The sequence below is a fragment of the Citrobacter sp. Cpo142 genome, assembly GCF_030332425.1.
Lineage (GTDB): Bacteria > Pseudomonadota > Gammaproteobacteria > Enterobacterales > Enterobacteriaceae > Citrobacter > Citrobacter portucalensis.
This window is the reverse complement of sequence record NZ_JAOWHW010000109.1, coordinates 76,593-100,818: the sequence shown is the minus strand read 5'-3', so window position 1 is coordinate 100,818 and position 24,226 is coordinate 76,593. Positions and strand designations below refer to the sequence as shown.

Genomic DNA, 24,226 nt, shown 5'->3' with positions numbered 1-24,226 from the left:
AAAACGGACATTAATACATGGGGGGCGATAATGGGTGTGAACTCTTCTGCTGAATCGATTCCTGTGCTAACATAAACCCATAGGGGATGGCATTCCCCCTTGAACCGCCATGTGGCTAATGATGCCTGCATTTATTCCCGGACCGGGAAGATGCAGGCTTATCGTTTTATCAGCCATGCAGCGTTGTGTGTCCGGGATGATTAACCATCTGAGGATGCTTCAATGCGCTCAAATCACTTCCTGCTCAATAATTCAATCAGTTCTCTTGCGCAATGGCTTGGCCTTGCTTTCCTGATCGCCGTGCTGACCGGCACAGCTTCTGCGTTCTTTCTGTTTTCCCTTGACTGGGCTACGGCGACCCGGCTCAGACATCATTGGCTTATCTGGTTGCTTCCCGTTGCAGGATTTGCCGTGGGATGGGTTTATCTGCGCTACGGAAGTTCAGTAGAAGGCGGGAATAACCTGGTGCTCGATGAAATTCATAATCCCCAAAAAATTATCCGTCTGCGCATGGCCCCGCTGGTATTTATCGGCACTGTTGTTTCGCATCTCTTTGGTGCTTCTGTTGGGCGCGAAGGGACAGCAGTACAGATGGGTGCCTCCATAGCCGATCAGTTTACTCGCATGTTTGGCCTGACGCCGGATACCCGACGCATTGTCCTGATGGCCGGTATCAGTGCCGGTTTCTCATCAGTATTCGGCACCCCTCTCGCGGGCGCCATTTTTGGGCTTGAGGTTCTGGCCGTAGGGCGGATGAATTACAACGCATTAATACCGTGTATTTTCGCTGCCATTGTGGCCGATCAAACTGGGTTATTATGGGGAGTACATCATACTCATTACTCCGTCTCGTTTATTCCTCATATGTCTGCCTGGGCACTGATTGCTGTCATAATCGCCGGTGGGCTCTTTGGTCTGACTGCCAGGGCTTTTGCCAGCGCAACACATGCCATCGGCAGTTTCATGAAGAAGGCTATCCATTATGCGCCACTGAGACCGTTCATTGGCGGACTGGTAGTGGCTGTGTCGGTCTTTTGCCTGGGTGCTGATCGCTATATCGGTCTGGGTATTCCCGTTATCGTTGACGCCTTTCATCAGTATCTGGCTCCATGGGATTTCCTGGGAAAACTGGTATTTACGGTCACTTCTCTGGGCGCAGGTTTTAAAGGTGGGGAGGTCACACCGCTCTTTTATATTGGGGCCACACTGGGTAACGCGCTGGCTCCAGTGCTGCATTTACCGGTCAGTTTTCTGGCCGGGATTGGCTTTGTGGCCGTCTTTGCCGGAGCTGCGAATACCCCTGTGGCTTCAACACTGATGGCTATTGAGTTATTTGGCTCTGAGATGGGCGTTTATGCTGCACTGGCCTGTGCTGTTGCCTGGCTGATATCGGGTTATACCGGCATTTATCGTTCCCAGCGCGTAGCCTGCCTGAAACATGGCTTCGTGCCGAAGAATATTAAACTTGCTGATGTCCCTGACTGGTTAGCAGACAATGTAAAGTCCCGGAAACCGAAAAGCAGCGAAACCTGTTCGGCAGAGGTGAATAAGTGAAGATGGAAACGCTATCGACGCTACGAATCTATATCCCGTCAGGCACCAGGGTAAAAGCATCGGGATTTATGAAAAAACTTACCGCTCCTCCATTGAGCCATTATCTGCTGCGTCAGGCTAGGGCAGAGGGAGTACCTCAGGCTATCATCCACAACGTAAGTGCAGGGTATCTTGTCGGGATGAAAATAAGCTATTCCCACCATGAAATTAAAGCAGGTACTCACCCGGAATGCCTTGAACTGATTGGGCATGTAGCTGAATTAAAAAAATTCATCGCTGATTATGAAGAGCATCTCGAAGGATTGCGCTGCATCATCTCAATGTCTGAGGAACACACCATCATTTCTGAAGAAGTATTACCATGAATGAAATACATCCGTTGTAATAGCACGGATAGCTCTGAATCACCATGGGTTCAAAGGCAACTGCGTGCAAGTCATGGGCTGGGATTAGCCCATGACTTGCAGACACGGACAAATATCATGAATGTCCGTTATTCGCTCAAAGCGGACCTTGCGACGCTTCACTAGATGCCATGAAACGGGCATTTCAGCAGTAGTTTGGGCTGTGTTCAAACTCACCCAACCCTTTGTGATACGATATTCGCTTTAAATTGTCACATGGGGTCAGATTTTGAATTCATACATTTTCCTTGCTGGGGCCATCGTAGCTGAAGTCGTAGGTACAACCCTGATGAAGTTCTCTGACGGATTCACACGCCTATGGCCATCTGTAGCAACTATTGTGTGCTACTGTGCAGCCTTTTATCTTCTCTCCCAAACTCTGTCGACCATTCCAACGGGTATCGCATACGCAATTTGGTCAGGTGCTGGAATCGTATTAATCAGCCTTTTGGGCTGGTTAATAAGCGGGCAAAAGCTAGATTTTCCGGCGATCGCAGGTATGCTTCTTATTTGTGCTGGGGTTCTGGTTATTAATATTTTTTCAAAATCCTCCCCACATTGATCCTCTTATCTTGTTCGAGCAGGAAAAGTGCATATGAAAATACCAATACTCCATACAGAACGCTTGCTGTTAAAACCATTAGAAGCCGAAGATGCCTCGCAGATTCAGGTGCTTTATCCCCGCTGGGAGATAGTTCGCTATATGGTCTCCTCAGTACCCTGGCCCTATCCTGATAACGGTGCGGAGAATTACGTCAACAACGTTGCCCTGCCTGATATGGAAAAAGGGATTGCGTGGATCTGGACTATCAGACTCCGTGAGGCCCCTGACGCTCTCATAGGTTTAATTTGCCTTTATGACGTTGAGGATAATAACCGTGGATTTTGGTTAGCTCCGGAATATCAGGGGCAGGGTTTTATGCGTGAAGCCAGTAATGTCGCTACGGATTACTGGTTTAATACGTTAAATAAGACAGTATTGCGTGCGCCGAAAGCCTCTCTCAATATCCGTTCCAGACGTATTTCAGACAGTAGCGGAATGCGGCTTATCAAAACGGAAAAGAAAGAGTATGTCAGCGGTTTGCTGGATTCTGAACTTTGGGAAATCACGCGCGACGAATGGAACGCTCGTCAGGTTGGTTAAAATAAATTATGGAATGTCCATAACCGAACCGCAGAGAATTTCTGTTCTTCGCGAAAGTTCATCACCTCTTGAATCAGTTTTCTGCCCAATCCAATCCACTGCCGCGACAGCCATCATCGAGAATACACCAGCGCAAATGTGCTTCATTCATTTTGCCCTGCACCAATGGCAAGTTTATTAATCCTGAAGTTGCGATCATAATAAATAGATACGCAGCGAAGCCTGTCACTCGCGGGCAACATGAGTAATGCTATCTTATTTGAGGATTCTGGCATGGCCCCCTTTCATCAACTGACTGCCATCAGTTTGCATGGCCAGCCCATCTGTATGGCCGACTACGCAGGCAAACTGGTTCTGGTGGTTAATACCGCCAGCCATTGTGGTTTCACTCCACAATATGCAGGCCTCGAAGCGCTCTACAAGAAGTACGCCGCGCAGGGTCTGGTGGTGCTTGGTTTTCCCTGCAACCAGTTCGGTAACCAGGAGCCCGGTGGAGCCGACGAAATCGCGCAAACCTGTCACATCAACTACGGTGTGAGCTTCCCGATGTTTGAGAAAGTGGAAGTCAACGGTGCCGCTACGCACCCGGTGTTTCGTTACCTGAAAGACGAATTACCCGGCGTGCTGGGCGGGCGGATCAAGTGGAATTTTACTAAGTTCCTGATCGGGCGTGACGGCAAGCCGCTTAAGCGATTTGCACCCTTCACTACCCCAGAGAAAATAGAAACCACCATCCTTACAGTGCTTAAAGTCTGAGCGCCTCTGTAATTCAAACCGACCCTGGTATGCCCCAGTTCGCTGTCTGAATAAAAAACACGCTGCAAAATCAACAAAATATAATCAACTTGCTTAATTACTCTGCAATCGCGTGAGATCGGGAAGAAAAATGCTATTTCCCTCTTGCCTCATTCGGTCTGTGCCGCTAATATTCGTCCCCGTTGTCACCTACAACGTTGCGTTCATAGCTCAGTTGGTTAGAGCACCACCTTGACATGGTGGGGGTCGTTGGTTCGAGTCCAATTGAACGCACCATCTTGCGTCCGTAGCTCAGTTGGTTAGAGCACCACCTTGACATGGTGGGGGTCGGTGGTTCGAGTCCACTCGGACGCACCAAATCATATCCCTTTGATTTGGTGCTATTTCGCTTCAAAACTATCTTTTTATCTTCAGTTTGTATCCGTCAGTTTTATCATTTCCCTTGATGATTCAATAGCACTGCGCTAAATCATTCTAAGTTCCATGCTCAACGCGTATCATTCATCTTCTTCGTATAATGTCTTTCGTCAGAGCCAGGATACTATGCCCTCTTCCATCTTCCTGTTAGCCGCAGGCAGTTTGCGCCCTGCATTTACGCCACTGATAAGCCAGTTCACGCGCATGAGTGGAATAGACGTCAAGGTTGAATATGGTCCGGCCGGTTTATTGCGTGAGCGTATTGAAGCGGGAGAACCGTGTGCGCTCTTTGCCTCGGCCAACAGGGACCATCCGCAAAACCTGTTAGCACGTAATAAAGCCGTCTCTACGCACACTTTTTGCTGGAACAAACTGAGCCTTGTCAGCAACCGAACCGGTGTCTGGCTGGATTTACTCCGCGACCCAACGCTGCGACCAGGTACATCAACGCCCGGCTGCGACCCTTCCGGAGACTATACCTGGGCATTTTTCGACAATATGGATGTACTGGAACCAGGACTCGGGCAACAGCTTCGGACGCGCGCAATCCCACTGGTGGGTGGTCGTGATACGGTAAAAATCCCGCAAGGAGAACTGGCGAGTACCTGGATCCTGCGCCAGGGACTGGCCGATCTGTTTATCGGTTACGCGCATTACGCACACGCGCTGCGCGCGATGCCCGACGTACATTACGTGGCTATTCCCGATGAGCACAATATTCGCTGCGAATACCAACTGGCGGTGCTTGATGCATCCAATGAAGTCATGGCGCTGGTTGAATTCATACTCTCCCGCGGCGGACAGGAATTTCTTAGCGCCGCAGGATTCTTACCGCTTAACGACGAATAGAAAACAACGGTGCGATAAACGGCGTCTGATAGTTCTCCACGCTGAGTTTTCGCAGCGTTAAGCCATAAGCCAGAAATAAATTCTCCTCCGTCACAATGCTGTTCGTGGGCCCAGCCCGCCATTTTCCTTCAGGGAGTAGCAGCAAAGTATGGGAAGCAACCTGTAACGCATGCAGCGGATCGTGGGTCGAAAAGACAATGCTGCATCCCTGTTGATGGGCCAGATCGCTGATTAGCTGCAGCACCACCTGCTGATTGGCGAGATCCAGCGCGGAACACGGTTCATCCAGTAACAGCGTTTGACACTCCGTCACCAGAGCCCGGGCAATCATCACCAACTGTTGCTGCCCGCCAGAAAGTGAGCCAAATGAGCTGGAGGCGAGATGCGCGATATTCAACTGCTCTAACGCCTGCATTGCTCTTTTTTGATCCTGCGGACTGGGTTGCGCAAACAGCTTCACGTGCTGTGCTCGCCCCATCAACACCACGTCGCTGACCGTGTACGGAAACGGCAGATGGCTATGCTGTGCCACAATCCCTATCCCACCGTTATTTTCAATACTCCCGCCTATAGCAGGCAGCGTGCCGGTTAACGTATCGAGCAACGTACTTTTACCCAGGCCGTTGCGCCCCAGCACGGCCCAGATCTCGCCTTTCTGGCAGCAGAATGTTAGCGGCTCAAATAGCGGCGCGCGATGCCCATAAATAAGCTGATTTACGCGCAGTGCGGCAGGTATCATGATTTCTCCCGGCGGCTGGTACGAATGAGCAAGAAAGCAAACAGCGGCGCGCCGAATAATGCGGTAATGATGCCCAGCGGTATCTCCGCATGCATCAGGGTGCGGGCAATGTCATCCACTACAATCATAAAACCGCCCCCCAACCAGAAGGCGCACGGTAGTAAACGACGATGATCAACCCCCACCAGCAAACGCGCCAGATGAGGAATCACTAATCCAACCCAGGCAATACTGCCGCTGACCGCCACCTGAGCAGCGACCAAAAATGCGCAACATACCAAAACGCTGCGTCGCAGAGGAACCACCGCCACACCCAGTGCTCTGGCATCTTTGTCATTAAGCGACAACAGGTTTATCCGCCAGCGTAGCTGGTACAAAACCGTCGCGGCGATACCGACCGGAACCGCCAACAGCAGCACTTTATGCCAGTTGGCCGTCGCAAAGCTGCCAAGCAACCAGAACACAATATTAGGTAACGTCTCTTCGGTATCAGCCTGATACTGGATCAGGCTCACCAGCGCGGCAAAAAATCCGCTCAAAATGATACCCGACAGGATCAATACCAGCGTATTCTCCAGCCCCTGTAACGCAGCAATGGCATACACCAGGATCAACGCTGTCAGACCAAAGAAAAACGTTGATCCCATCATCAGCCAGGGCGAAAGACCGAGCAGGATGGCCAGTGTTCCACCAAAGGCCGCCCCCGACGTCACGCCGATAATATGCGGGTCGACCAGAGGGTTATGAAATACCCCTTGCAGCGTCGCGCCGCATAACCCAAGCGCGCCCCCCGCCAGCAGTGCCATCAGAATACGCGGTAGCCTGACTGTCCAGATAACCTGGCTGCCTATTCCCTCAGCGTCGCTATAGTGCGTCAGGTGATAAAACACTTCGCTTAACGACAGCGGATACTGTCCGAGGCATAGCGAACTGACGCCCAGCAACAGGACCACAACGATTAAGAGCGGTTGCTGGGGCAAAATACGGTTACTTAGCTGCATCAGGCTGCCAGTTCACACGATAAAAACGTTGATAGTAGTCCTGGGCCTGCGCATCAACGTCCACGTTTTTATAGGCATCCGGATACAGTTTTTTGGCCATCCAAAGTTCACCGATCGCCAACGCTTCCGGCATCGGATAGCCCCAGGCTTTGGCATATTCAGGCATCAACCAGACGCGATGATTTTTCACCGCATCAATCCCCTGCCAGTTTGGATCGTTTTGGATCTGAGTTACCACCTGCGGATAGCGATCCTGGACAAAAATCACCTGCGGGTTCCACGCTAATACCTGCTCCAGCGCAACCTGATGGGCACCTTTCACACTGGCAGCCGCCACGTTTAATCCCCCCGCGTGCTGCATCATCAGTCCCGTGTACTTCCCGGAGCCGTAGGTCATCAGGTCGGGGTTAGCCATATAAATACGGACTTTTTGCGCATCTGGGATTGTTGCAACCGGCGCATTGAATTTTGCCCGCGCGGCAAAAACGTAGTCGATTAACGTTTCGGCCTGCGGTTTGCGTCCAACCACGTCAGCGATCAGGCGAATACCCTGCTTCAACCCTTCGTTGTAGACCTGCTCTTCATCGGCCATGGTCGGGTTCATTTTATTCTGTTGCCCGGTGGCATCCTTACGTAACGAGATAGCCACGACCGGAATACCGGCGTTCTGAATCTGCTGGATCATCTCCGCGGGCGCATAGTTGGCGACAAAAACCACCTGCGGATGAATCGCCAACAGGCTTTCGATGTTCACGCTGGTGAGATCGCCTGGCGTCGGCAATGTAGTAATCGTCGGCATAAAGCGCGCAAATTCAGGCCCGAGCTGCTTTTTCCAGCTCGACATCACACCAACAATGTCCTGCTGGGCATTGAGCTGAACCAGAATATTCAACGTCTGGTGTTGCAGCACGACCACTTTGTCCACGTGGTCAGGAATCGTGACCTGTCGACCAAGCTGATCGGTGATCGTTCGGTCGGCCTGAGCAGAAAACGCAAACAACATGCTGGCGCAAACCAGCACAAAAGAGCGGAAAGTTAACATGGGATACCATCTGAATAGAGGAGTAAAAACGATATGCATTAAATTATATAACGAGAAGCCTGGCAAACCATTTTCATCATGAGCGCACCAAACCCCACATTTCAGAGGGGAAAAAATGGCGTGCAATCCTTATCACGCCTGTCTTTATACGTGAGCGCTACTCCTGTGGGGGTAACGCGTTTAAAACTCGCATCGCCTGCTCCTGAGTGAGCGAATAATCGAAGAACTGGCGATAAAAATCTCGCGTTACGCTGACCATATCCAGGCCGCTAAACAGCGCAGGATGCAGTTTTGATGCGGCCCACTGCAGCTGCAACGCGCTTTCAGTGCCGTAACGGTCCCAGGGGAACACGCCCGCCGGATTGCGCCAGACGTTACCCTGTTTCACTGCGTTAAGTTCTTTGAACAATGCCGCATATGGCGAACTGGCGATATCACCGCACCCCGCACCGAGAATAATGACCTGCGGTTGCCAGTAAAGCACCCTCTCGGGCGACACCTCTTTCATGTTGCCGTCAACTTCACCTGCCGCATTCCGTCCACCCGCCAACGTAATCCAGGTATCGATCAACGTGTTCCTGCCGTCGACTTTAAGCGGATTTAGCGATTGAATATGAAGTACCCGAGGGCGCTGATTTTCCGTCAGCTCCGCAGTTTTAGCCTGCACATCCGCGAGCACACGGTTGAGATACTGATTGTAAGCCGTTGCCCGGACGCGAGCCTGCTCGGTACCCAGAACCTCTGCGGTCGTAGTGACCGATTTTTCCATCGAAGCATAGTCAGTAAATGCCATTTCAAGGACCGGAATACCCGCCTGACTGTAGCTTTGAGCATCCCCTTTTCCTTTTGCCACAAACACCACGTCGACGTGCCGGGCCAGCAAATCCTCACTATTAAATGATGTTCCCCGTATCTGTAAGGCTTGCCTCAGAGAAGGATTGATTTTAAACATCCATGGCTGGTTTTCCTCATGGTTGACCGTCGCAACAATGTTACGACCTGCGCCCAGCGTCATCAGCACCGAATGATGTGCAAACCAGCCATCCGCAATACGTTCAACATGCGTGGGAACGGTAACTGTGTGACCAGCATCATCCACAACCTGGCGTGTTGCCAGGGCAGGAAACGCCAGCCACACACAAAGCAGCCATGTGTGGCACGTTTTCATAAGCAACCTCTAAAAATCAACCTGAACAGAAAACTGAGCCTGGCGCGGTGCGCCAAGTTGAGCGCTGGCAGCCCCTGCACCCGTGTAACCAGTCAATGCGCCCGGAACAATATTGGTCCAATAGTGACGGTCGGTGAGATTGGTGATATCAAACCGGAAAGTGGTTGGCGTGTTCCACAGTCTGGTGGCATAACGCGTACCGATGTCCACCGTGGTGTAACTCCCGACCCAGCTGTCGTTGGCATTATCGGTAGCCCGACGTCCGACGTAATGCACGTTCGTGTCGACATCCAGTCCCGGAACCCGTTCGATGGTGTAGATTGCGAGGATATTCGAGGCGAAGCGCGGCAAACCAACTACTTGCTTACCATCCGCATTGCTGGCCGCGGTATTATGAAGTGTTGGATCAAGCCAGGCTCCGCCGCCTAACACGCGTAAGTTTTGAGTAATATGCCCATCAGCCATCAGCTCCAGCCCACGGTTTTTCTGAGTTCCATCCTGAGCAAAATCGCCGTTGTCGTTGGTATAGGCAAAGGGGCGTTTGGCTTCAAACAGCGCAGCGGTAAGCAACAGGTCTTTTACTGGCGCATATTTTGCGCCCACTTCGATCTGACGACTGCGGTAGGGATCTAACACCTGCCCGGCATTTCGCGCCCCGGCGGGTGCGGTATCGCCCTGCTGCAAACTGTCCGCCCAGGTGGTATACACCGTGACGTTCTCCACCGGTTTATACATCAGGCTGGTGGAACCGCTCATGCCATTGTCTTTCTGACGGCTGCTTTCATGCCCAGCTTTGTTGTAGTTACTGACGGTAAACAGGTTCTCGCTGCCGGAAAGCAGCAAGCTCCACTGCGGGGAAAAATGCAGCGTATCGCTTAGCAAAAATGCATGCTGAGTGGTAGTCGCCGAATGATAGCGATCGTTAAAGTCTGGATACGGTGGTCGCGGATAGTCGGGATGTTGATCGAGAGAAGAATGCCCGAGGGTGAAAGTGCCTCCGTTTCTGGGATTATAGTTTTTCCATACAAATCCACGCATTCCGGTAGCAATATCCTGCGTCAGCCAGCCGGTATCAACGCTACCGGTCAGGTTCGCTAAATAACTGTTGATGGTAAAGCGACTGGCCGCCGAATTAGAGGTTGTAGTGGTGTAATCGCCCCGGTTATCCGTCAGGGTGTTGGTCACGGCCGTCGACTCGCGGTCTGCAACCTGGTGCAACGCCCCCAGGTCCAGCATCCAGTTGCCGTCAAAATCATGCTTAATATGCATATCGACGGTAGTCGTTTCGTCATCATGACCCGCATAAGATTGACCATATTTACTGTCCGAAGGATCAAATGCCGCGGGAAAGTGAACGCCTTTCGCCAGGGCAAAGCTACCCGGCATGCCTTTTTCGTAATAATGGTAATAGCTGAAATTACTCTCCAGCACCGTTTGATCTGTCAGTTGAAAGTCCAGCCCCAAGCCAGCGTACTGTCGACGGACATGGCTATCGGTGGTGTAGCTATGGCCCTCATCGTTCAGCAAGTTGAGGCGATATTTCACCCGGTCTCCCGCATCGATTGGGCCGCTGAAATCCATCGATGCCAACGTTCCCGACCCTGTACCTTGCCCTACTGTGACGCGATGCAACTGTGTATCGACAGGTCGTTTAGACACCAAATTAAACATCCCTGCTGGATTAGCAGGGCCATACAGCGATCCAGCGATGCCGCTCAACACCTCAATGTTCTGGAACTGTTCGGTCGAATATTCCGTCGTGGAGACGGCGTTCAGGCCATCAATCATATGGTTTTGTACCACGCTCCCCTGCATGCCGCGTGTTTGTGGGCGGACGCCGTCACCCTGAACGGACGGTAGGTAGCGATAGGCGTCTTTCACATCTTTGATTTGTTGCTGATCCAGCACTTTTTTCGACAACGTCTGCACCGACCAGGGAACGTCTATCAACTCTCGCTCGCCGAGGCTACCTAACGTTGCTTTTTTTTCGCTCGCCGGAGGTTCATGTTCCGATAACGAGGATTGTGACGTGGCTGGCGCCGAAACGATGACGGTATCTTCAGCATGAGCCGTGACGGCGGTGGAAAAACAGGCAAAGGTTAACAACCCAGAGGCCACTGGGGTAAATTTGTTATTTAACATTCGTTAATTCAATTCGTTAGATAGAAAGACTGGAGGCCGCTAACGCAAGCGCCTTCTCTTGAAGAGTACAGTTATTATATTTGTATGATGAATAGGATAGACCCAATCGATATATATGTAAATATATAACGACGTATTGTTGATAAATTCACGACAACAAAAAAGCCGACGGTGATGACGACCGTCGGCTTTGGGTAAATGACAATTAACGAATTACTTGGTTGCTGCTTTGATAATATCGAGCGCTTTGGCGAACTGATCCTGCGGAATTGTCAGCGGGTAAAGGAAACGAATAACGTTGCCATACTGACCGCAGGTCAGCAGCAGCAATCCTTGCTCAAGGGCTTTCTTCTGCACGCGTTGCGCGGCTGCGGCGTTGGGTTCTCCTGTCGCTGCATCACAGAATTCAGCGGCAATCATAGAGCCTAAACCTCGCACTTCGGCCAGTTCAGGACACCCTGCTTGTGCATCTGTCAGAGCGGTGCGCAGCTGTTCGCCGAGAGCAGCCGCACGCTGGCATAGCTGCTCATCACGAATGATATCCAGCACCGCATGGGCCGCCGCGATCGACAGCGGGTTTCCAGCGTAGGTTCCCCCCAGACCACCTGGCGCAGGCGCATCCATAATTTCGGCTTTGCCCACGACGCCTGACAGCGGCATGCCGCCCGCAAGGCTTTTCGCCATGGTCATCAGGTCCGCTTTATCGGCGTAATGATCCATCGCAAACAGCTGACCCGTACGGGCAAACCCGCTTTGTACTTCATCAGCAATCATCACGATGCCATGCTCGTCGCAAATACGGCGGATGGCAGCCACAAACTCTGGCGGTGCCACCACGAAGCCCCCTTCGCCCTGGACGGGTTCGAAGATAATCGCCGCAACCTGGGTTGGATCGATATCGGCTTTAAACAGGCGCTCAATCGCTTTTAGGGAATCCGCCGTGGAAATGCCCTGCAATTCAGAAGGATACGGCGCATGGTAAACAGAGCCTGGGAACGGGCCGAACCCTTTTTTATAGGGTGCCACCTTGCCGGTTAACGCCATCGTCATGTAAGTTCGCCCATGAAAACCACCGCCAAATGCGATAACGCCAGGACGGCCGGTATGCGCGCGCGCAATTTTCACCGCGTTTTCTACCGCTTCAGCCCCGGTAGTGAAGAATGTGGTTTTACGCTTGCCGTCGATTGGCGCAACGGCGTTGATTTTCTCAGCCAAAGACACATAGCTTTCGTACGGGACAATCTGATAAGCCGTATGGGTAAAAGCCTGAAGTTGCGCTTCGACTGCCTGCACCAGGCGAGGATGGCGGTGTCCGGTGTTCAGCACGGCGATCCCGGCGGCAAAATCGATGTACTGATTGCCTTCGATGTCGGTAATCGTACTGTTTTCTGCCGACTGGGCATAAAAATCACACATCACACCCACGCCACGCGGGGTGGCATCCAGACGACGTTGTTGCAGGTTTTTATTGTTCATTCTCTACACCTTGTCCATTAATACATTTCGGTTGAATTACCCTTTAAATTTAGACGCCGTCTGGTACTTTAATCGAGAGCCAAATCGTTTTATTTTAAGGATCCAAATGCGTTCACTTGCCGGAGATGTGATCAAGCATGCATTTAATCAGCAGACTGACGAAAAACTACATCGCCGCCTGTATGCCGCCATTTGTAGTTGCATCCTCGAAGGTAGCCTGAAACCGGCTACCCGAATGCCTCCGTCGCGTGACCTGGCAGGAGAGCTGACGCTATCGCGCAATACCGTCCTGCGGGTGTACGAACAGTTGCAAGCTGAAGGGTATATTTCCGCGCGCACCAGCAGCGGCACATTTGTGACCGACAGCGTGCTGGACAATCTCGACCTGCGTCCTGACAAAGAGCCTGTTACTGCCGCTCAGGAAGATCACACCCGTTTATCCTCCCGCTGCCTTGAGCTGTTAGGTAATGCCAGCGCCAGTCCCCGTCAGTGGGGGGCATTTATTCCAGGCGTACCTGATGTAGAGCATTTCCCGCACCGGGTGCTCAAGAAAATTCAGGACAGGCTGGCAAGACGACTGCGCCCGGAGTTTCTCACTTACGATGCAGCAGGCGGCATGAATGAGTTGAAAGAAGCTCTGGCAGACTATCTGCGCACCGCTCGCGGCGTACGGTGCTCACCGGAGCAAATTCTGATTACTGAAGGTATTCACCAGGCCTTGGATCTGGTGACCCGGACTTTATGCAACCCCGGCGATCACACCTGGATTGAGGAGCCGGGTTACTGGGGAATCAAAAATATTCTTCGCATCAATGCGGTAAATTTTTCTGCTATTCCGGTTGATGAACAAGGCATGGTCCCGCCGGATGCAGGTGAAACACCGCCAAAACTTATTTTTGTGACACCGTCACATCAATACCCACTCGGTTCGGTAATGAGTCTGAGTCGCCGCCGGCAACTTCTCTTTCGCGCACGTGAAACGAGAAGTTGGATAGTGGAAGATGATTACGACAGTGAGTTCCGCTTTTCCGGCCAGCCGATTCCCTCTTTGCAGGGGCTGGAAGAAGAGACACCGGTCATTTACATCGGGACATTCAGTAAGACCCTCTATCCCGCACTGCGACTCGGGTATGTCGTGCTACCTAAATCGCTAGCCGCTCCGCTGAAAAAGGTTCATAACGACCTTTATCGTGGTGGACATCTGTTGATTCAGGCCGCACTGGCGGAGTTTATTCGCGAGGGTTATTACGCGGCACACATTCGGAAAATGCGTCAGCTATACAGTCGTCGTCGCCAGATGCTGGTAGAGCTTATCAGCCGCCAACTTGGTGAACATTTTCTTGGTTCTTTCAGCAGCAACGCCGGGCTGCATATGATCTTACAGTTACCCGCCGGGAGTGATGATGCGGTCATTGCCCAACAGGCGAATGCGCAAGGGTTGCTGGTGCGCCCACTGTCACGCTACTACGTGAATGAAGAGAAACGCAGCGGCCTGTTGCTGGGGTTTGCCAGCATTGAAGAGCATGAAATGACGGCGGCGTTTACCCGACTCGCGGATATTATCAGAGTAAACACCGTGTAAGCACTGCCGGATGGCGGTGCAAGCACCTTACCCGGCATACGATTTAATGTGACGCTTTTTTAACGCCAGCCAGGTCTTCCTGGCTTACTTCGCTATTCCCTTCACCCCAGCTCTTACGCACGTAGTTGATCACGTCGCGCATTTCGTTGTCGCTTAACAAGCCACCGTAGGCAGGCATCTTAAAGGAGACGCTGCCACGCGTTGTCGGTGTTTCTGCGCCGTGGGCAATCACTCTGAACAGCGGTGTCGGGTCATCAACCATCACCAGTGGATTGTTCACTAAAGAAGGCGCGTTATCATCCGTACCTTTCCCTTCCAGACCGTGACAAGTTGAACAGTAGCGGTTATAGGTCACTTTGCCCGCCTCAGGTGAATTCGACCAGGATGCTGTAGTCGCCGCAGCACGTACCGTTTCAGGCTTCCCACTTTTCAGGCTCAACAGATATTGGGCGATCGCCGTGGCATCTTCGTCGGTCAGATACTGTGTACTCTGCGTGACGACTTCAGCCATCGAACCTGAAACCGCGGCATGCTTGCTTTTACCGGTCAGCAACAGCGATTTTAACTCCTGCTCAGACATACCGGTGCCGCGCAGCGACGGTGCATACCAGCCGTCAATCATCGCGCCGCTCAGGTATTCGGCATCAGCATTAGTATACGCTTTTTCGTTCATCGCCATGCCTCTCGGGGTATGGCATGAACCGCAGTGTCCGGGGCCTTCCACCAGATAAGCGCCCCGTTTTACCAGGGCTGCATTATCATCCGTTTTCGCGCTCTCTGCTGTCGCCGCTGGCGCATCGGTAAACAGCCAGTTCCAGATATGCAGCGGCCAGCGGGCGGAGAGTAGCCACGGAATGGCATTCTCTTTATTGGGTTGCGCAGACGGCTTAACATCATGCATAAAATAGCGATACAGCGCCTGAACATCCTCATCAGAAAGTTTTGCATACGAGGGATAAGGCATCGCCGGATAGAGCGGATGACCATCTTTGGCAATCCCCTGCCGCACGGCCTTGTCAAAATCCTCGTAAGAATAGTTACCAATACCCTGCGTCTTGTCTGGGGTAATGTTGGTCGAATAAATATCCCCCACCGGAGTAGGAAACTTTTTGCCCCCCGCCATCGCCGCACCACCTTCAGCGGTATGACAGGCGACGCAGTCTGAAATTCGCGCGATGTATTCACCGTTAGATTCAGCAGCGCTTACCGAAGCGGTAAATAAACAGGCGGCGAGAATGGTTACGTTACGCATAGATCACCCCATATCCTTGAGTTCATTAACCGCACGCCATGCCTGATCGATTGCCGTGTGTGCATAAGCACTCCAGTCAGAATCGGAGTTAGCGATGGCAATGCGACCGACTGGCTGACGCGCTCGCTCGATAATTTCTGGCATTTTATCCATATCATCGAACAGCGAGTTGGCGTAGTACGCATAACCATGCGCCCAGCGGTTAACCGTAATGGCGGAAATATCGCGTTGATTATCAAAGCCTGTTGAGCCAAACATCTCCTGCAACTGGGAGCGAATCATCTCCTCATGCGCCGCAAAGGTGGTCCCCAGCAAATAGGCTCGTCCCAGACGGAACTGCTCTCTGGCCGACAGGTTACTGCCCGGATAGGTCGGCACATAGACCATATGAATGACCATCGGGTCGTCCGGGGAGGCCGGATGTTGATACCCACCAATACTGACCGGATAGTCGAGCTTGACCCTGCTATAAGGTGCCGCCGGAGAATAAAACTCATGCACGCCAAGCTGTTTGAACGCCTGCCAGTTTTTGACCACCACGTTGGTGTACACCAGCGGTGCCTTCACGTTCAGTTTAAGATCCGCCTGCTGCTGTTCCGGCATCTCAGGCACCAGATACGGGATCATCATGTTATAGCCTGCCATGATGGTGTTCTTACCGCGCACACGGTGCATTTTACCGTCACGCAGATAGGTCACCGCCACGCCATCCTGCACGTTGGCCGCATTAATCACCGTGCTGTTCAGGCGCAGGCGCGTAGTGTTTTCCGGCAGATCCAGCTTTTCGTAATGTAGTCTGGCGAGGACAGAGTCTTCCATCGTGTTGCCCGGTAGCGCATCCGGCAGCATATATCTGACTAACAGGCGGGCTAACCCGGCGTTACCGTCCGGGAAGTGGTAAACATACGGCTCTTCGAGGTCGGCCAGCGACTCTCCGTCCAGCGGCGGTAACCCCATCCCTTCCATACCGGGTAAGGCGCACGCCCTGGCATCACTACAAGAAATACCTTCAATACCAATAGCAAAGAAGTCGTTGGAACGCTGCTGGAAATAGAGCAGCGCCATTTTGCTCAAACCGACTTTTGTTGCCAAAAATTCACTGTAGCTGTGGGTATCCAGCCATTCCATTTTCTCATCGACCGTCATTCCCGGCAGGTAATCACCGGGCCGGACGTGCAGGTCGATCAGCGCTTTTCTGTCATTCTCACTTAGCGGAAAATCATTGATAAAGTCTTCAATTTTACGCCCATTGAGCCTGTCCGGCGGAATATCATCAGATACCGCGCGGCCCGGATCGCCGCTGACGATTTTTGTTTCGCCAAAATTCTTCTTATCGAAGAAAACGCCGCGACTGAGCTGCCAGTCGGGGTAGAAGTTTACGTCAAAACTCTCTTTCAACCGCGTGACGCTGACGCCCACGGTTTCCATCAACTTTTGTACTTCAGGGCTGAAATTATGCGCAGGGGACTGGAATGCTTCGCTGCCACCATAACCGAGTAATTTCTTACCCGAGCTGGTAAATTCATTGCGTTTGGCGTGTCCACCAAAGTCGTCATGGTTATCGAGGATCAGGATCCGGCTATTTTGCCCGGCAACTTGACGCCAAAAACAACCGGCAGCTAACCCGCTAATACCGCCACCCACAATCACCAGATCGTACTCTTCCTCAACGGGCAGAGCGTTTAAATCAAAATGTTTATGCTCGCGACCTAGCGCATGCGCCATTTCAAACGATCCAGGATGATTGCCCCGCAGCCCCGTCAGCGCAGGAGGATAATAATTTCCATCTATAAATGCGTTTCCCTTTCCTGCCGCCCTGACCCACTCCAGCGGGGTAAGTCCCGCCGCAATAGTCACCGCGACGCCGTTGAGAAAATCACGTCTGGTAATTGCCATTAACTTTTTTCCTTATTGCTACACACTGCCTTTAATACGACACAAATAAGAGAGATACCCCTTCTTATTTATAAAGGGGTACAACCGACTACTTCACTGGCTTTAACTCTTCATCCAGTTTTTTAGAATCATAATAATCACCCTGCCAGGTGATTTTTCCTGCTTTAACATGAATATAGCTGACGCCTTCAAATTTGATCGGATTATTTGTCGGCGGACTCCCTGCCCATTCACCACTATTTTTGCCTGAAAATTCCCAACGAAAGGCCACGGTGTCTTCGTCGTAGACGGGCTTGCCGACCATTTTCCAGCTAAGATCTGGAACCGCCTTAATAAAAGCTCCGATAACCTCTTTTTCTGCTTTTTCCCTGCCGTTTACCGGTTCTCCCGCGGCGGCATCATAATAGACCGCATCATCAGCAAGAAATTGAGCGGCTCGCGAAGCATCATGCGCATTCCATGCCGCCATATACTCTTTTACGGTATTCAGCGATGTACTTTCTGCCAGGCTATAGCCCGAGAACATCACTAATGAAAGCACCGCGAGTTTTAATGTTTTCATCGTAATCCTCTCTATTCAGAAATGTCGCACATGATATGTTTCACCCGAGTGTATTCCTCGAGCGAATAGGATGAGAGATCTTTGCCATAACCCGATTTTTTGAACCCGCCGTGCGGCATTTCGGCGCACAGAGGAATGTGATTGTTAATCCACACCGTGCCAAAATCGAGGTCAATGCTGAAGCGTTGGGCGCGACCATGATTACTGGTCCAGACGCTGGCGGCAAGACCATACTCCACATCATTCGCTTTGTGTAGTACCTCTTCGTCAGTAGTAAACGACTGAATAGTCATCACTGGTCCAAATACTTCATGCTGAATAGCTTCATCATTTTGATGCACTCCGGAGACGATCGTCGGCTCAAAATAGAAGCCTGGACCAGGCCCGACGCGCCCACCGGTTTCAATTTTCGCATGTGCCGGTAAACGCTCAATAAAGCCTTTCACCTGCTCCAGCTGATTCCGGCTATTCAATGCACCGTACAGTGCATTTTGATCTTCTGGCGGCCCAAATTTGATTCTTTTTGTTTTCTGGATCAGTTTTTCCAGAAACTCAGCGTAGATAGATTGTTCTACCAGGATCCGCGTAGCCGCTGTGCAATCCTGCCCGGCATTGAAAAAGCCTGCTGTGGTGATCGTCGAAATCGCCTTGTCCATATCCGCATCGGCGAACACGATTGCGGGCGCTTTCCCGCCCAATTCCAGGTGTGCTCGGGTCAGGTTTGCCGCCGCCGAAGCCGCAACCTGCAAACCCGCACGGACCGAACCGGTAATAGAAACCAATGAAGCCTTCGGGTTTGAAACCACCAGCGAACCAGTGCTGGCTTTGCCCAACACAACGTTAAATGCCCCTCTCGGGAACAACGGTGCGGCCAGTTCAGCCAACAGCAGCGTACTGACTGGCGTGGTGTCGCTTGGTTTTAACACCACAGTGTTGCCTGCCGCCAGCGCTGGTGCAATCTTCCACACCGCCATCATGAACGGGTAGTTCCACGGCGTCACTTGCCCAACAATACCCAACGGTTCACGACGAATGGTTGAAGTAAATCCTGCGGAATATTCTCCAGCCGCCTTTCCTTCAAGACAGCGCGCCGCACCAGCAAAAAAGCGGATGGCATCGCAAGATGCCGCGATCTCCTCTTTCTCAATAAAATGGCGAAGCTGACCGGTTTCCTGGCTCTGCGCGGTTACCAGTCGCTCAACGTTGCGTTCAATCTCATCGGCCAGCCGCAACAATGCTTTTTGCCGCTGTGCCGGCGTCGATTTTCTCCAGATGCTAAACGCCGCCTCCGCTGCTGAGTAAGCCTGCTCTACCTCCGCCTCGTTAGCGTTGGGAGATATTGCGTACGTTTCACCGTCAACCGGACTCACCAGTTCGAAGCTATCTTCGCTACTGCCTGCTACATAGTGCCCATTAATAAAATGCTTCAGGGTTTTCATGTTTGTCTCCTGCCAATTAATACATAAAGAATCTTATGTAATATATATATTGTAAAATTTTTTCAAATGCGCAACATTGACACTATGATAAGCCTCGCATTTTTAACTTAATTTTTACATTTTCAGGATGAGGCTTTTTATTGCCAGCTGACGCGTTACGCCCAGCTCATCATAAGGTTATCGGGACACACATCCGCTTGTGCAGTGACGTTGCGCCCAGGCATGTAAAATAACTCGGCCATTCTTACCTTCCTTGCCCGACGGGCATGTGTTAAAAATGGTCGTTGTTTCAGGGAATTGAGTACAGAAAAGATTATGATTACTCACGCGGTCATATTTGCGCCTATCGGGCAGGTCAGTCGTTCAGACCAGATAGTCCAACGCCTTTCAAATGCCATTATCACGGGGTTGCTGGAGCCAAAAGAACAGCTCCCCAACGAAACTGATTTGGCAAAGATGATGGGTGTCTCACATATCACTATCAGAGAAGCGCTAAACACGCTTCGGGCTAATAATCTTATCCATACGGTTCGTGGTCGTAATGGCGGGAGTTTCGTTTGCGAAAATATTGATGGCAAAAATAGCGCCCTGCATCCGTTCAAGGCGATCAGTACGGATTATCTGTCTGATCTGGGTGAAATGCATTGCGCCATTATTAGCCATAGCGCGCGGCTGGCTTCCCGACGGATGACCGGTGCGGATATCGCCAAATTTCGCGAGTTTGTCGAGGTGCTCAGAAAGGCAAACTCACCTGAGTTGATGACCCAGGCCGATATGCGTTGTCTGCTGGCGATTGCCGCAAGTTCGCATTCAGCGCGACTGGCCAATCAGGAGCTGCAGGTTCAGGCTGAATGGGCATCGCTGGTGGCGATACTTTATCGCACAGACAGTATTCATGCAGAAATTACCGCGCTTTATTCGGCGCTGGCCGATGCGCTGGCTGCTCACAACGAGGCAGAGTCAGTACAGTTTGCCACGCGGATCATCGACACGTTTACCTACTACCTTATTGAAAAAAAGCTGAAATATAACTCGAACTGACAATCAGTGAAGGCAGGACAGACAATGAGCTCTTCGACATCCCTAAGCGCATTAATTCGTAAAATTGATGACATTACTGTTTCTACCGTAGATTCTACCGTTGCGCTGGCGAGGAGCATCCATGAGGCGATTTCAGGGGTACAAAAGGCCTCAGCCGAGGTCGTTCTCGACCCCTCAGTCAGATCCACCGTTCAACAGCACATCAAGCGCACGCTCAATAACAACCATTACTGCTCAGGGGCGGGATTCGCCAGCCATATTGAGAGCACCGCAACCACAAAAGAGTATTGGTTGCTGGAGTGGTGGTATAAGAAAGATAATGGTTTGAGCCAGGCGCATCTGGATTTGGATCAGGCCACGCAACAACGACTGGACTTCAGAACCTTTGAGTGGTTTAAGCATTCTCCTCCGGCTGGCAAAGCCTATATCCACGGTCCCTACGTCGACTATATTTGCAATATCTCCTATACCCTGACGTCAGCCGTCCCGGTCTACTACAACGATCAGTTTCTCGGTGTTGCCGCGGTCGATCTGCTGGTCAGTCAGATAGAAGCCGAACTGCTTTCCTGCGCCCATCCTGACTATGTGATTCTGACTAATCTGGAAAACAGGATCATTTTCTCCAGTTGGCCACGTTTTCGCGTGGGTGAATTGCTGTCACCTGCAAACAGTACAGTGGTGTATCAGAGCGACTACTTTATCCTTTATCACTATCAAAACTAAGGGCCCGAAGGCCCTGAGTTTTTAGTTATCCTGCCCCATATTGAGCTTATTGGCGTAGGCAATGGCGTCGTTTTCCGGCGCCGCTGAACGACCAAACGGACGGGTCAGGAACATATAAATAAGCCCCGAGCCAACAACAATCGCCAGGCCGAACAGGACCGTCCAACGGTCGATGAAGTCGCTGCTGTCTGCCGGTTGCGCCAGTAACCAGATCCCGCACAATCCGTAAGCTAACGCCAGCACATTCACGATTACGCCCCAACCGCCAATGGTCCACTCCCCCGCCGGTTTCCAGCCTTTCAGACGCTGACGCAGCGCGGCCAGCACAACCATCTGGAACGAGATGTATATCCCGATTACAGCAAACGCGGTGATACGCGACAGGTTATCTGGCTGGAAATAAACCCAAACGCAGATAATCACTGGCAGCAGGCAACTGACGACCATGGCATTATCCGGAACACCATTTTTAGAGATTTTGGCCATCCATTCACTTCCCGGCAGCATTCTGTCGCGGGAGAAAGAAAAGATAAGACGGCTTAACGCAGCCTGCAGAGACAAAATGCACGACAACATGGCGATAATTGCGACGACGATAAAGACAGTTGCGCCAGTTTCGCCCAGAGCTTCATTAAGGATTGCAGGGATAGGATCGGACGTTTTGCCATTCACGATGCTGACCAGATTCGGTGAAGCCAGCAAATAACCCATAACAGAAATAATGGCGGAAATCGCGCCGAATACGATGCTTAAAATCATCGCCACCGGGATCTTTTTACTCGGATTCTGCACCTCTTCCGCAACGTTACCGCAGGCCTCAAAGCCAAAGAACATAAACAGCCCCATCAGCGCAGCGGACATAAATGCGGTGGAGTAGCTGCCGTCATGCGCCAGCACGCCCATCGAGTCAAAAATCACAGAGAACGGCTGCGAACGGTGGAAAATCAGCAGATAAATCCCCAGCGCGATCACGCTGACAATTTCACACCAGAAACCAATTTTTGCCACCCGGGCCAGATTTTTAGTCCCGGACATATTAACGGCCATCATCAACAGCAGCAGCAGGACAGAAGTCACCAACATCGTGGCCGGCGTCTGACCATAGTGGAAGAGTGATTCAACAAACGTTGATGTATATTCCGCGATCGACGTAATGGTGACCACCAGCGCCCACAGGTAGATCCAGGCGGCGATCCACGCATACTTCTTGCCCCACAACCTTCTGGCCCAGGGGTAAAGCCCGCCGGTTATCGGATACTGGGAAGCAACCTCACCAAACACCAATGCCACCAAAAGTTGCCCACATGCGACGATTAAAATCCACCATACTGCGGGCGGCCCCGCCAGCGTTACGGCCAGCGCAAACAGCGAATAGACGGCAGTAAGCGGCGACAGGTAGGTAAAACCCAACGCAAAGTTTGAAATAAGACCTATCGATCTATTGAACTGTTCTTTGCCATCTTTTTGAAAATTATCGTTTTTCTTATCAGGTGTCTGTTCCATATAGCTTTCTCTTTTGTGGAATAGTCGCAGGGTTGAACGACTAATGTATAAAAGATATTAAGTTATATGTATAGTGATTTTGTCGCAGATTTGTTAAAAATGATCGCTCATCACGTTAATGAAAAAGTGGAGATAAAACGGTAGAGAGAGCGAGAGTTTTGCGGTATTTACAACCAACGATTCTTTAGCAATTGCGAACCATAGGCTATTTTGGCGGATAAATACGCACAGCGGATTGCGTTCGATGCTAAGTAGCAAGAATCGCTGCTGTTAAGCAACATTTTTGCAATATAATAACGTGATGTTAAACGCTGAACCTGAGCAGGTGAATGATGGAAATTGATCTCGATAATCTGGTCTTTGATGGACTGGAAGAAGCGCAAGAGCGTAACGCTGAACGTCTGGAAGATGCAGACAAGAAAGCGCAGGAAATTATTGCTGATAATGACTGCGGCGACGCCTGCAAAATCTGATTTCCAAACCGGCGCAATGCCGGTTTTTATTGCCTGTTTAAGCCACCCGCTTCAGCCCGTATACCGCAACGCCTCAATCAGTTGCGCAAAAGCGGCGGTATGCTGTTTTCGGCTGGGATAGTACATATAATAGCCAGGGAAAGGTTCACACCAGTCCTCCAACACTTTTTCCAACGCCCCCTCTGCTACAGCCTGTTCGACGGTGTCTTCCGGCACAAATGCCAACCCCATTCCGGCCATCGCTGCGCTAATTCGCGGGGGGAGGTTGTTAAAAATAAGCTGCCCTTCAACCCGCACGCGCAAATCCTGTCCGTCTTTAGCAAACTCCCAGGCGTATAATCCGCCCAACGTTGGCATACGCATGTTAATACAGCTGTGATTTTGCAGGTCGTGTGGGGTATGCGGTTTACCATGGCGAGCAAAATAAGCCGGTGAACCCACTACTACCATGCGCCAGTCCGGGCCAATTCTGACGGCGACCATGTCTTTTGCCACCTGCTCGCCAAGTCGAATACCTGCGTCATAGCGGCCAGTCACAATATCCGTCAGGCTATTGTCGATGGTCATTTCCACATTCACATCAGGGTAAGCCTGCAAAAACGGCTCCAGCGCGGGCCAGACGGTAGATTGCAATGCGTGTTCGCCCAGTGTCAGGCGGATGTTACCGGCCACGCGCTGACGGACATCGGTTAATGCCAGCAGCTCAGTTTCAATGTCATCAAAACGCGGGCTGATACTGTTGATAAGCCGTTCTCCGGCTTCGGTCGGCGCAACGCTACGCGTGGTGCGGGTCAGAAGCCGTACATCCAGCCGCTCTTCAAGCCCGCGGATCGCATGGCTTAGCGCGGATTGCGAAACCCCAAGTTTTGCCGCTGCCCGGGTAAAACTACGCTCGCGGGCAACGATAATGAGATAATAGAGATCGTTAAAATTATCACGCAGCATGCTTATCCCCAATCCAAACCTGTTGTGACATATGGTACAGGTCTGGAGGGGATTCCTGTAGCCTTTCTGGACATTAGCCCAGCTCGGTCTTATTCAAGCGAGCCCTCACACAAAAACA

Annotated in this window: 22 protein-coding genes, 2 tRNA genes and 1 riboswitch; of the genes, 12 read left to right on the top strand and 12 right to left on the bottom strand. The window is 51.5% G+C overall.

Features of this window, described 5'->3' with window-relative positions:
- The first annotated feature begins 73 nt into the window (after positions 1–73).
- Positions 74–135: riboswitch (Fluoride riboswitch) on the top strand.
- An 87-nt stretch (positions 136–222) separates the two neighbouring features.
- The 8 genes from OGY18_RS07185 to OGY18_RS07145 all read left to right on the top strand — a co-directional run bounded on the left by OGY18_RS07185 (position 223) and on the right by OGY18_RS07145 (position 5,124).
- Positions 223–1,554, top strand: a complete 1,332-nt coding sequence (locus tag OGY18_RS07185) for a voltage-gated chloride channel family protein (protein ID WP_198579150.1) — start codon at positions 223–225, stop codon at positions 1,552–1,554.
- Positions 1,551–1,919 (top strand): hypothetical protein, encoded by a 369-nt coding sequence (locus OGY18_RS07180; protein WP_198579149.1) that lies wholly within the window; start codon positions 1,551–1,553, stop codon positions 1,917–1,919. The genes OGY18_RS07185 and OGY18_RS07180 overlap by 4 nt, the downstream gene beginning before the upstream one ends.
- Before the next feature lie 268 nt (positions 1,920–2,187).
- Positions 2,188–2,520 carry an EmrE family multidrug efflux SMR transporter gene (locus OGY18_RS07175; protein WP_126318254.1) on the top strand — a complete coding sequence of 111 codons (333 nt, stop codon included), beginning with the start codon at positions 2,188–2,190 and terminating at the stop codon, positions 2,518–2,520.
- A 33-nt stretch (positions 2,521–2,553) separates the two neighbouring features.
- The gene (locus OGY18_RS07170; RefSeq protein WP_149280889.1) at positions 2,554–3,102 is read left to right on the top strand and encodes a GNAT family N-acetyltransferase; all 549 of its coding nucleotides are present in this window, start codon (positions 2,554–2,556) and stop codon (positions 3,100–3,102) included.
- A gap of 273 nt (positions 3,103–3,375) precedes the next feature.
- Positions 3,376–3,858, top strand: a complete 483-nt coding sequence (locus OGY18_RS07160; RefSeq protein ID WP_286552393.1) for a glutathione peroxidase — start codon at positions 3,376–3,378, stop codon at positions 3,856–3,858.
- A gap of 199 nt (positions 3,859–4,057) precedes the next feature.
- A tRNA-Val gene (locus OGY18_RS07155) sits at positions 4,058–4,134 on the top strand.
- 4 nt (positions 4,135–4,138) lie between these two features.
- Positions 4,139–4,215, top strand: a tRNA-Val gene (locus OGY18_RS07150).
- 186 nt (positions 4,216–4,401) lie between these two features.
- Positions 4,402–5,124: a substrate-binding domain-containing protein gene (locus OGY18_RS07145; protein ID WP_286552391.1), complete on the top strand. Its 723-nt coding sequence runs from the start codon at positions 4,402–4,404 to the stop codon at positions 5,122–5,124.
- Here OGY18_RS07145 and OGY18_RS07140 read toward each other — a convergent pair.
- The 6 genes from OGY18_RS07140 to puuE all read right to left on the bottom strand — a co-directional run bounded on the left by OGY18_RS07140 (position 5,111) and on the right by puuE (position 12,692).
- Positions 5,111–5,863, bottom strand: coding sequence for an ABC transporter ATP-binding protein (locus OGY18_RS07140; protein ID WP_286552389.1), 753 nt, complete (start codon positions 5,861–5,863; stop codon positions 5,111–5,113). The two genes, OGY18_RS07145 and OGY18_RS07140, sit on opposite strands and share 14 nt — an antisense overlap.
- Positions 5,860–6,864: a FecCD family ABC transporter permease gene (locus OGY18_RS07135; protein ID WP_003832715.1), complete on the bottom strand. Its 1,005-nt coding sequence runs from the start codon at positions 6,862–6,864 to the stop codon at positions 5,860–5,862. The genes OGY18_RS07140 and OGY18_RS07135 overlap by 4 nt, the downstream gene beginning before the upstream one ends.
- Positions 6,851–7,906: an ABC transporter substrate-binding protein gene (locus tag OGY18_RS07130; protein ID WP_148362033.1), complete on the bottom strand. Its 1,056-nt coding sequence runs from the start codon at positions 7,904–7,906 to the stop codon at positions 6,851–6,853. Before OGY18_RS07130 ends, OGY18_RS07135 begins: the two co-directional genes overlap by 14 nt.
- Before the next feature lie 157 nt (positions 7,907–8,063).
- Entirely contained in the window at positions 8,064–9,074 is a 1,011-nt protein-coding gene (locus tag OGY18_RS07125; RefSeq protein ID WP_003832713.1) for an ABC transporter substrate-binding protein, read from the bottom strand.
- Positions 9,075–9,083: 9 nt separating this feature from the next.
- Positions 9,084–11,216, bottom strand: a complete 2,133-nt coding sequence (locus tag OGY18_RS07120) for a TonB-dependent receptor (protein ID WP_286552388.1) — start codon at positions 11,214–11,216, stop codon at positions 9,084–9,086.
- A 213-nt stretch (positions 11,217–11,429) separates the two neighbouring features.
- Complete coding sequence (puuE, locus tag OGY18_RS07115) at positions 11,430–12,692, bottom strand: 4-aminobutyrate transaminase (RefSeq protein ID WP_191233121.1); 1,263 nt, start codon at positions 12,690–12,692, stop codon at positions 11,430–11,432.
- 106 nt (positions 12,693–12,798) lie between these two features.
- Between puuE and pdxR the strand changes: the two genes are divergently transcribed.
- Positions 12,799–14,274 (top strand): MocR-like pyridoxine biosynthesis transcription factor PdxR, encoded by a 1,476-nt coding sequence (gene pdxR / locus OGY18_RS07110; protein ID WP_198579147.1) that lies wholly within the window; start codon positions 12,799–12,801, stop codon positions 14,272–14,274.
- Between the two features lie 43 nt (positions 14,275–14,317).
- Here pdxR and OGY18_RS07105 read toward each other — a convergent pair whose 3' ends face one another.
- From OGY18_RS07105 to OGY18_RS07090, 4 genes are all read right to left on the bottom strand, one after another.
- On the bottom strand, positions 14,318–15,526 hold the full coding sequence (locus OGY18_RS07105) for a c-type cytochrome (RefSeq protein ID WP_198579146.1): 1,209 nt from the start codon (positions 15,524–15,526) through the stop codon (positions 14,318–14,320).
- Between the two features lie 3 nt (positions 15,527–15,529).
- A complete protein-coding gene (locus OGY18_RS07100; RefSeq protein WP_063941525.1) occupies positions 15,530–17,422 on the bottom strand; it encodes an NAD(P)-binding protein in 1,893 nt (630 codons plus the stop codon).
- 88 nt (positions 17,423–17,510) lie between these two features.
- On the bottom strand, positions 17,511–17,984 hold the full coding sequence (locus OGY18_RS07095) for an ester cyclase (protein WP_063941524.1): 474 nt from the start codon (positions 17,982–17,984) through the stop codon (positions 17,511–17,513).
- A gap of 11 nt (positions 17,985–17,995) precedes the next feature.
- Positions 17,996–19,423, bottom strand: coding sequence for a gamma-aminobutyraldehyde dehydrogenase (locus OGY18_RS07090; RefSeq protein ID WP_149384661.1), 1,428 nt, complete (start codon positions 19,421–19,423; stop codon positions 17,996–17,998).
- Positions 19,424–19,738: 315 nt separating this feature from the next.
- Between OGY18_RS07090 and OGY18_RS07085 the strand changes: the two genes are divergently transcribed.
- Together OGY18_RS07085 and OGY18_RS07080 are read left to right on the top strand one after the other, a co-directional pair.
- A complete protein-coding gene (locus OGY18_RS07085) occupies positions 19,739–20,464 on the top strand; it encodes a FadR/GntR family transcriptional regulator (protein WP_003832701.1) in 726 nt (241 codons plus the stop codon).
- A gap of 24 nt (positions 20,465–20,488) precedes the next feature.
- Positions 20,489–21,187, top strand: a complete 699-nt coding sequence (locus OGY18_RS07080) for a cache domain-containing protein (RefSeq protein WP_003832700.1) — start codon at positions 20,489–20,491, stop codon at positions 21,185–21,187.
- A 21-nt stretch (positions 21,188–21,208) separates the two neighbouring features.
- Here OGY18_RS07080 and OGY18_RS07075 read toward each other — a convergent pair whose 3' ends face one another.
- Positions 21,209–22,690, bottom strand: a complete 1,482-nt coding sequence (locus OGY18_RS07075; RefSeq protein ID WP_003832697.1) for an APC family permease — start codon at positions 22,688–22,690, stop codon at positions 21,209–21,211.
- 332 nt (positions 22,691–23,022) lie between these two features.
- Between OGY18_RS07075 and OGY18_RS07070 the strand changes: the two genes are divergently transcribed.
- Entirely contained in the window at positions 23,023–23,163 is a 141-nt protein-coding gene (locus tag OGY18_RS07070; RefSeq protein ID WP_003832695.1) for a hypothetical protein, read from the top strand.
- Between the two features lie 51 nt (positions 23,164–23,214).
- Here OGY18_RS07070 and OGY18_RS07065 read toward each other — a convergent pair whose 3' ends face one another.
- Positions 23,215–24,108 carry a LysR family transcriptional regulator gene (locus tag OGY18_RS07065; RefSeq protein ID WP_126318274.1) on the bottom strand — a complete coding sequence of 298 codons (894 nt, stop codon included), beginning with the start codon at positions 24,106–24,108 and terminating at the stop codon, positions 23,215–23,217.
- Positions 24,109–24,226 lie beyond the last annotated feature (118 nt).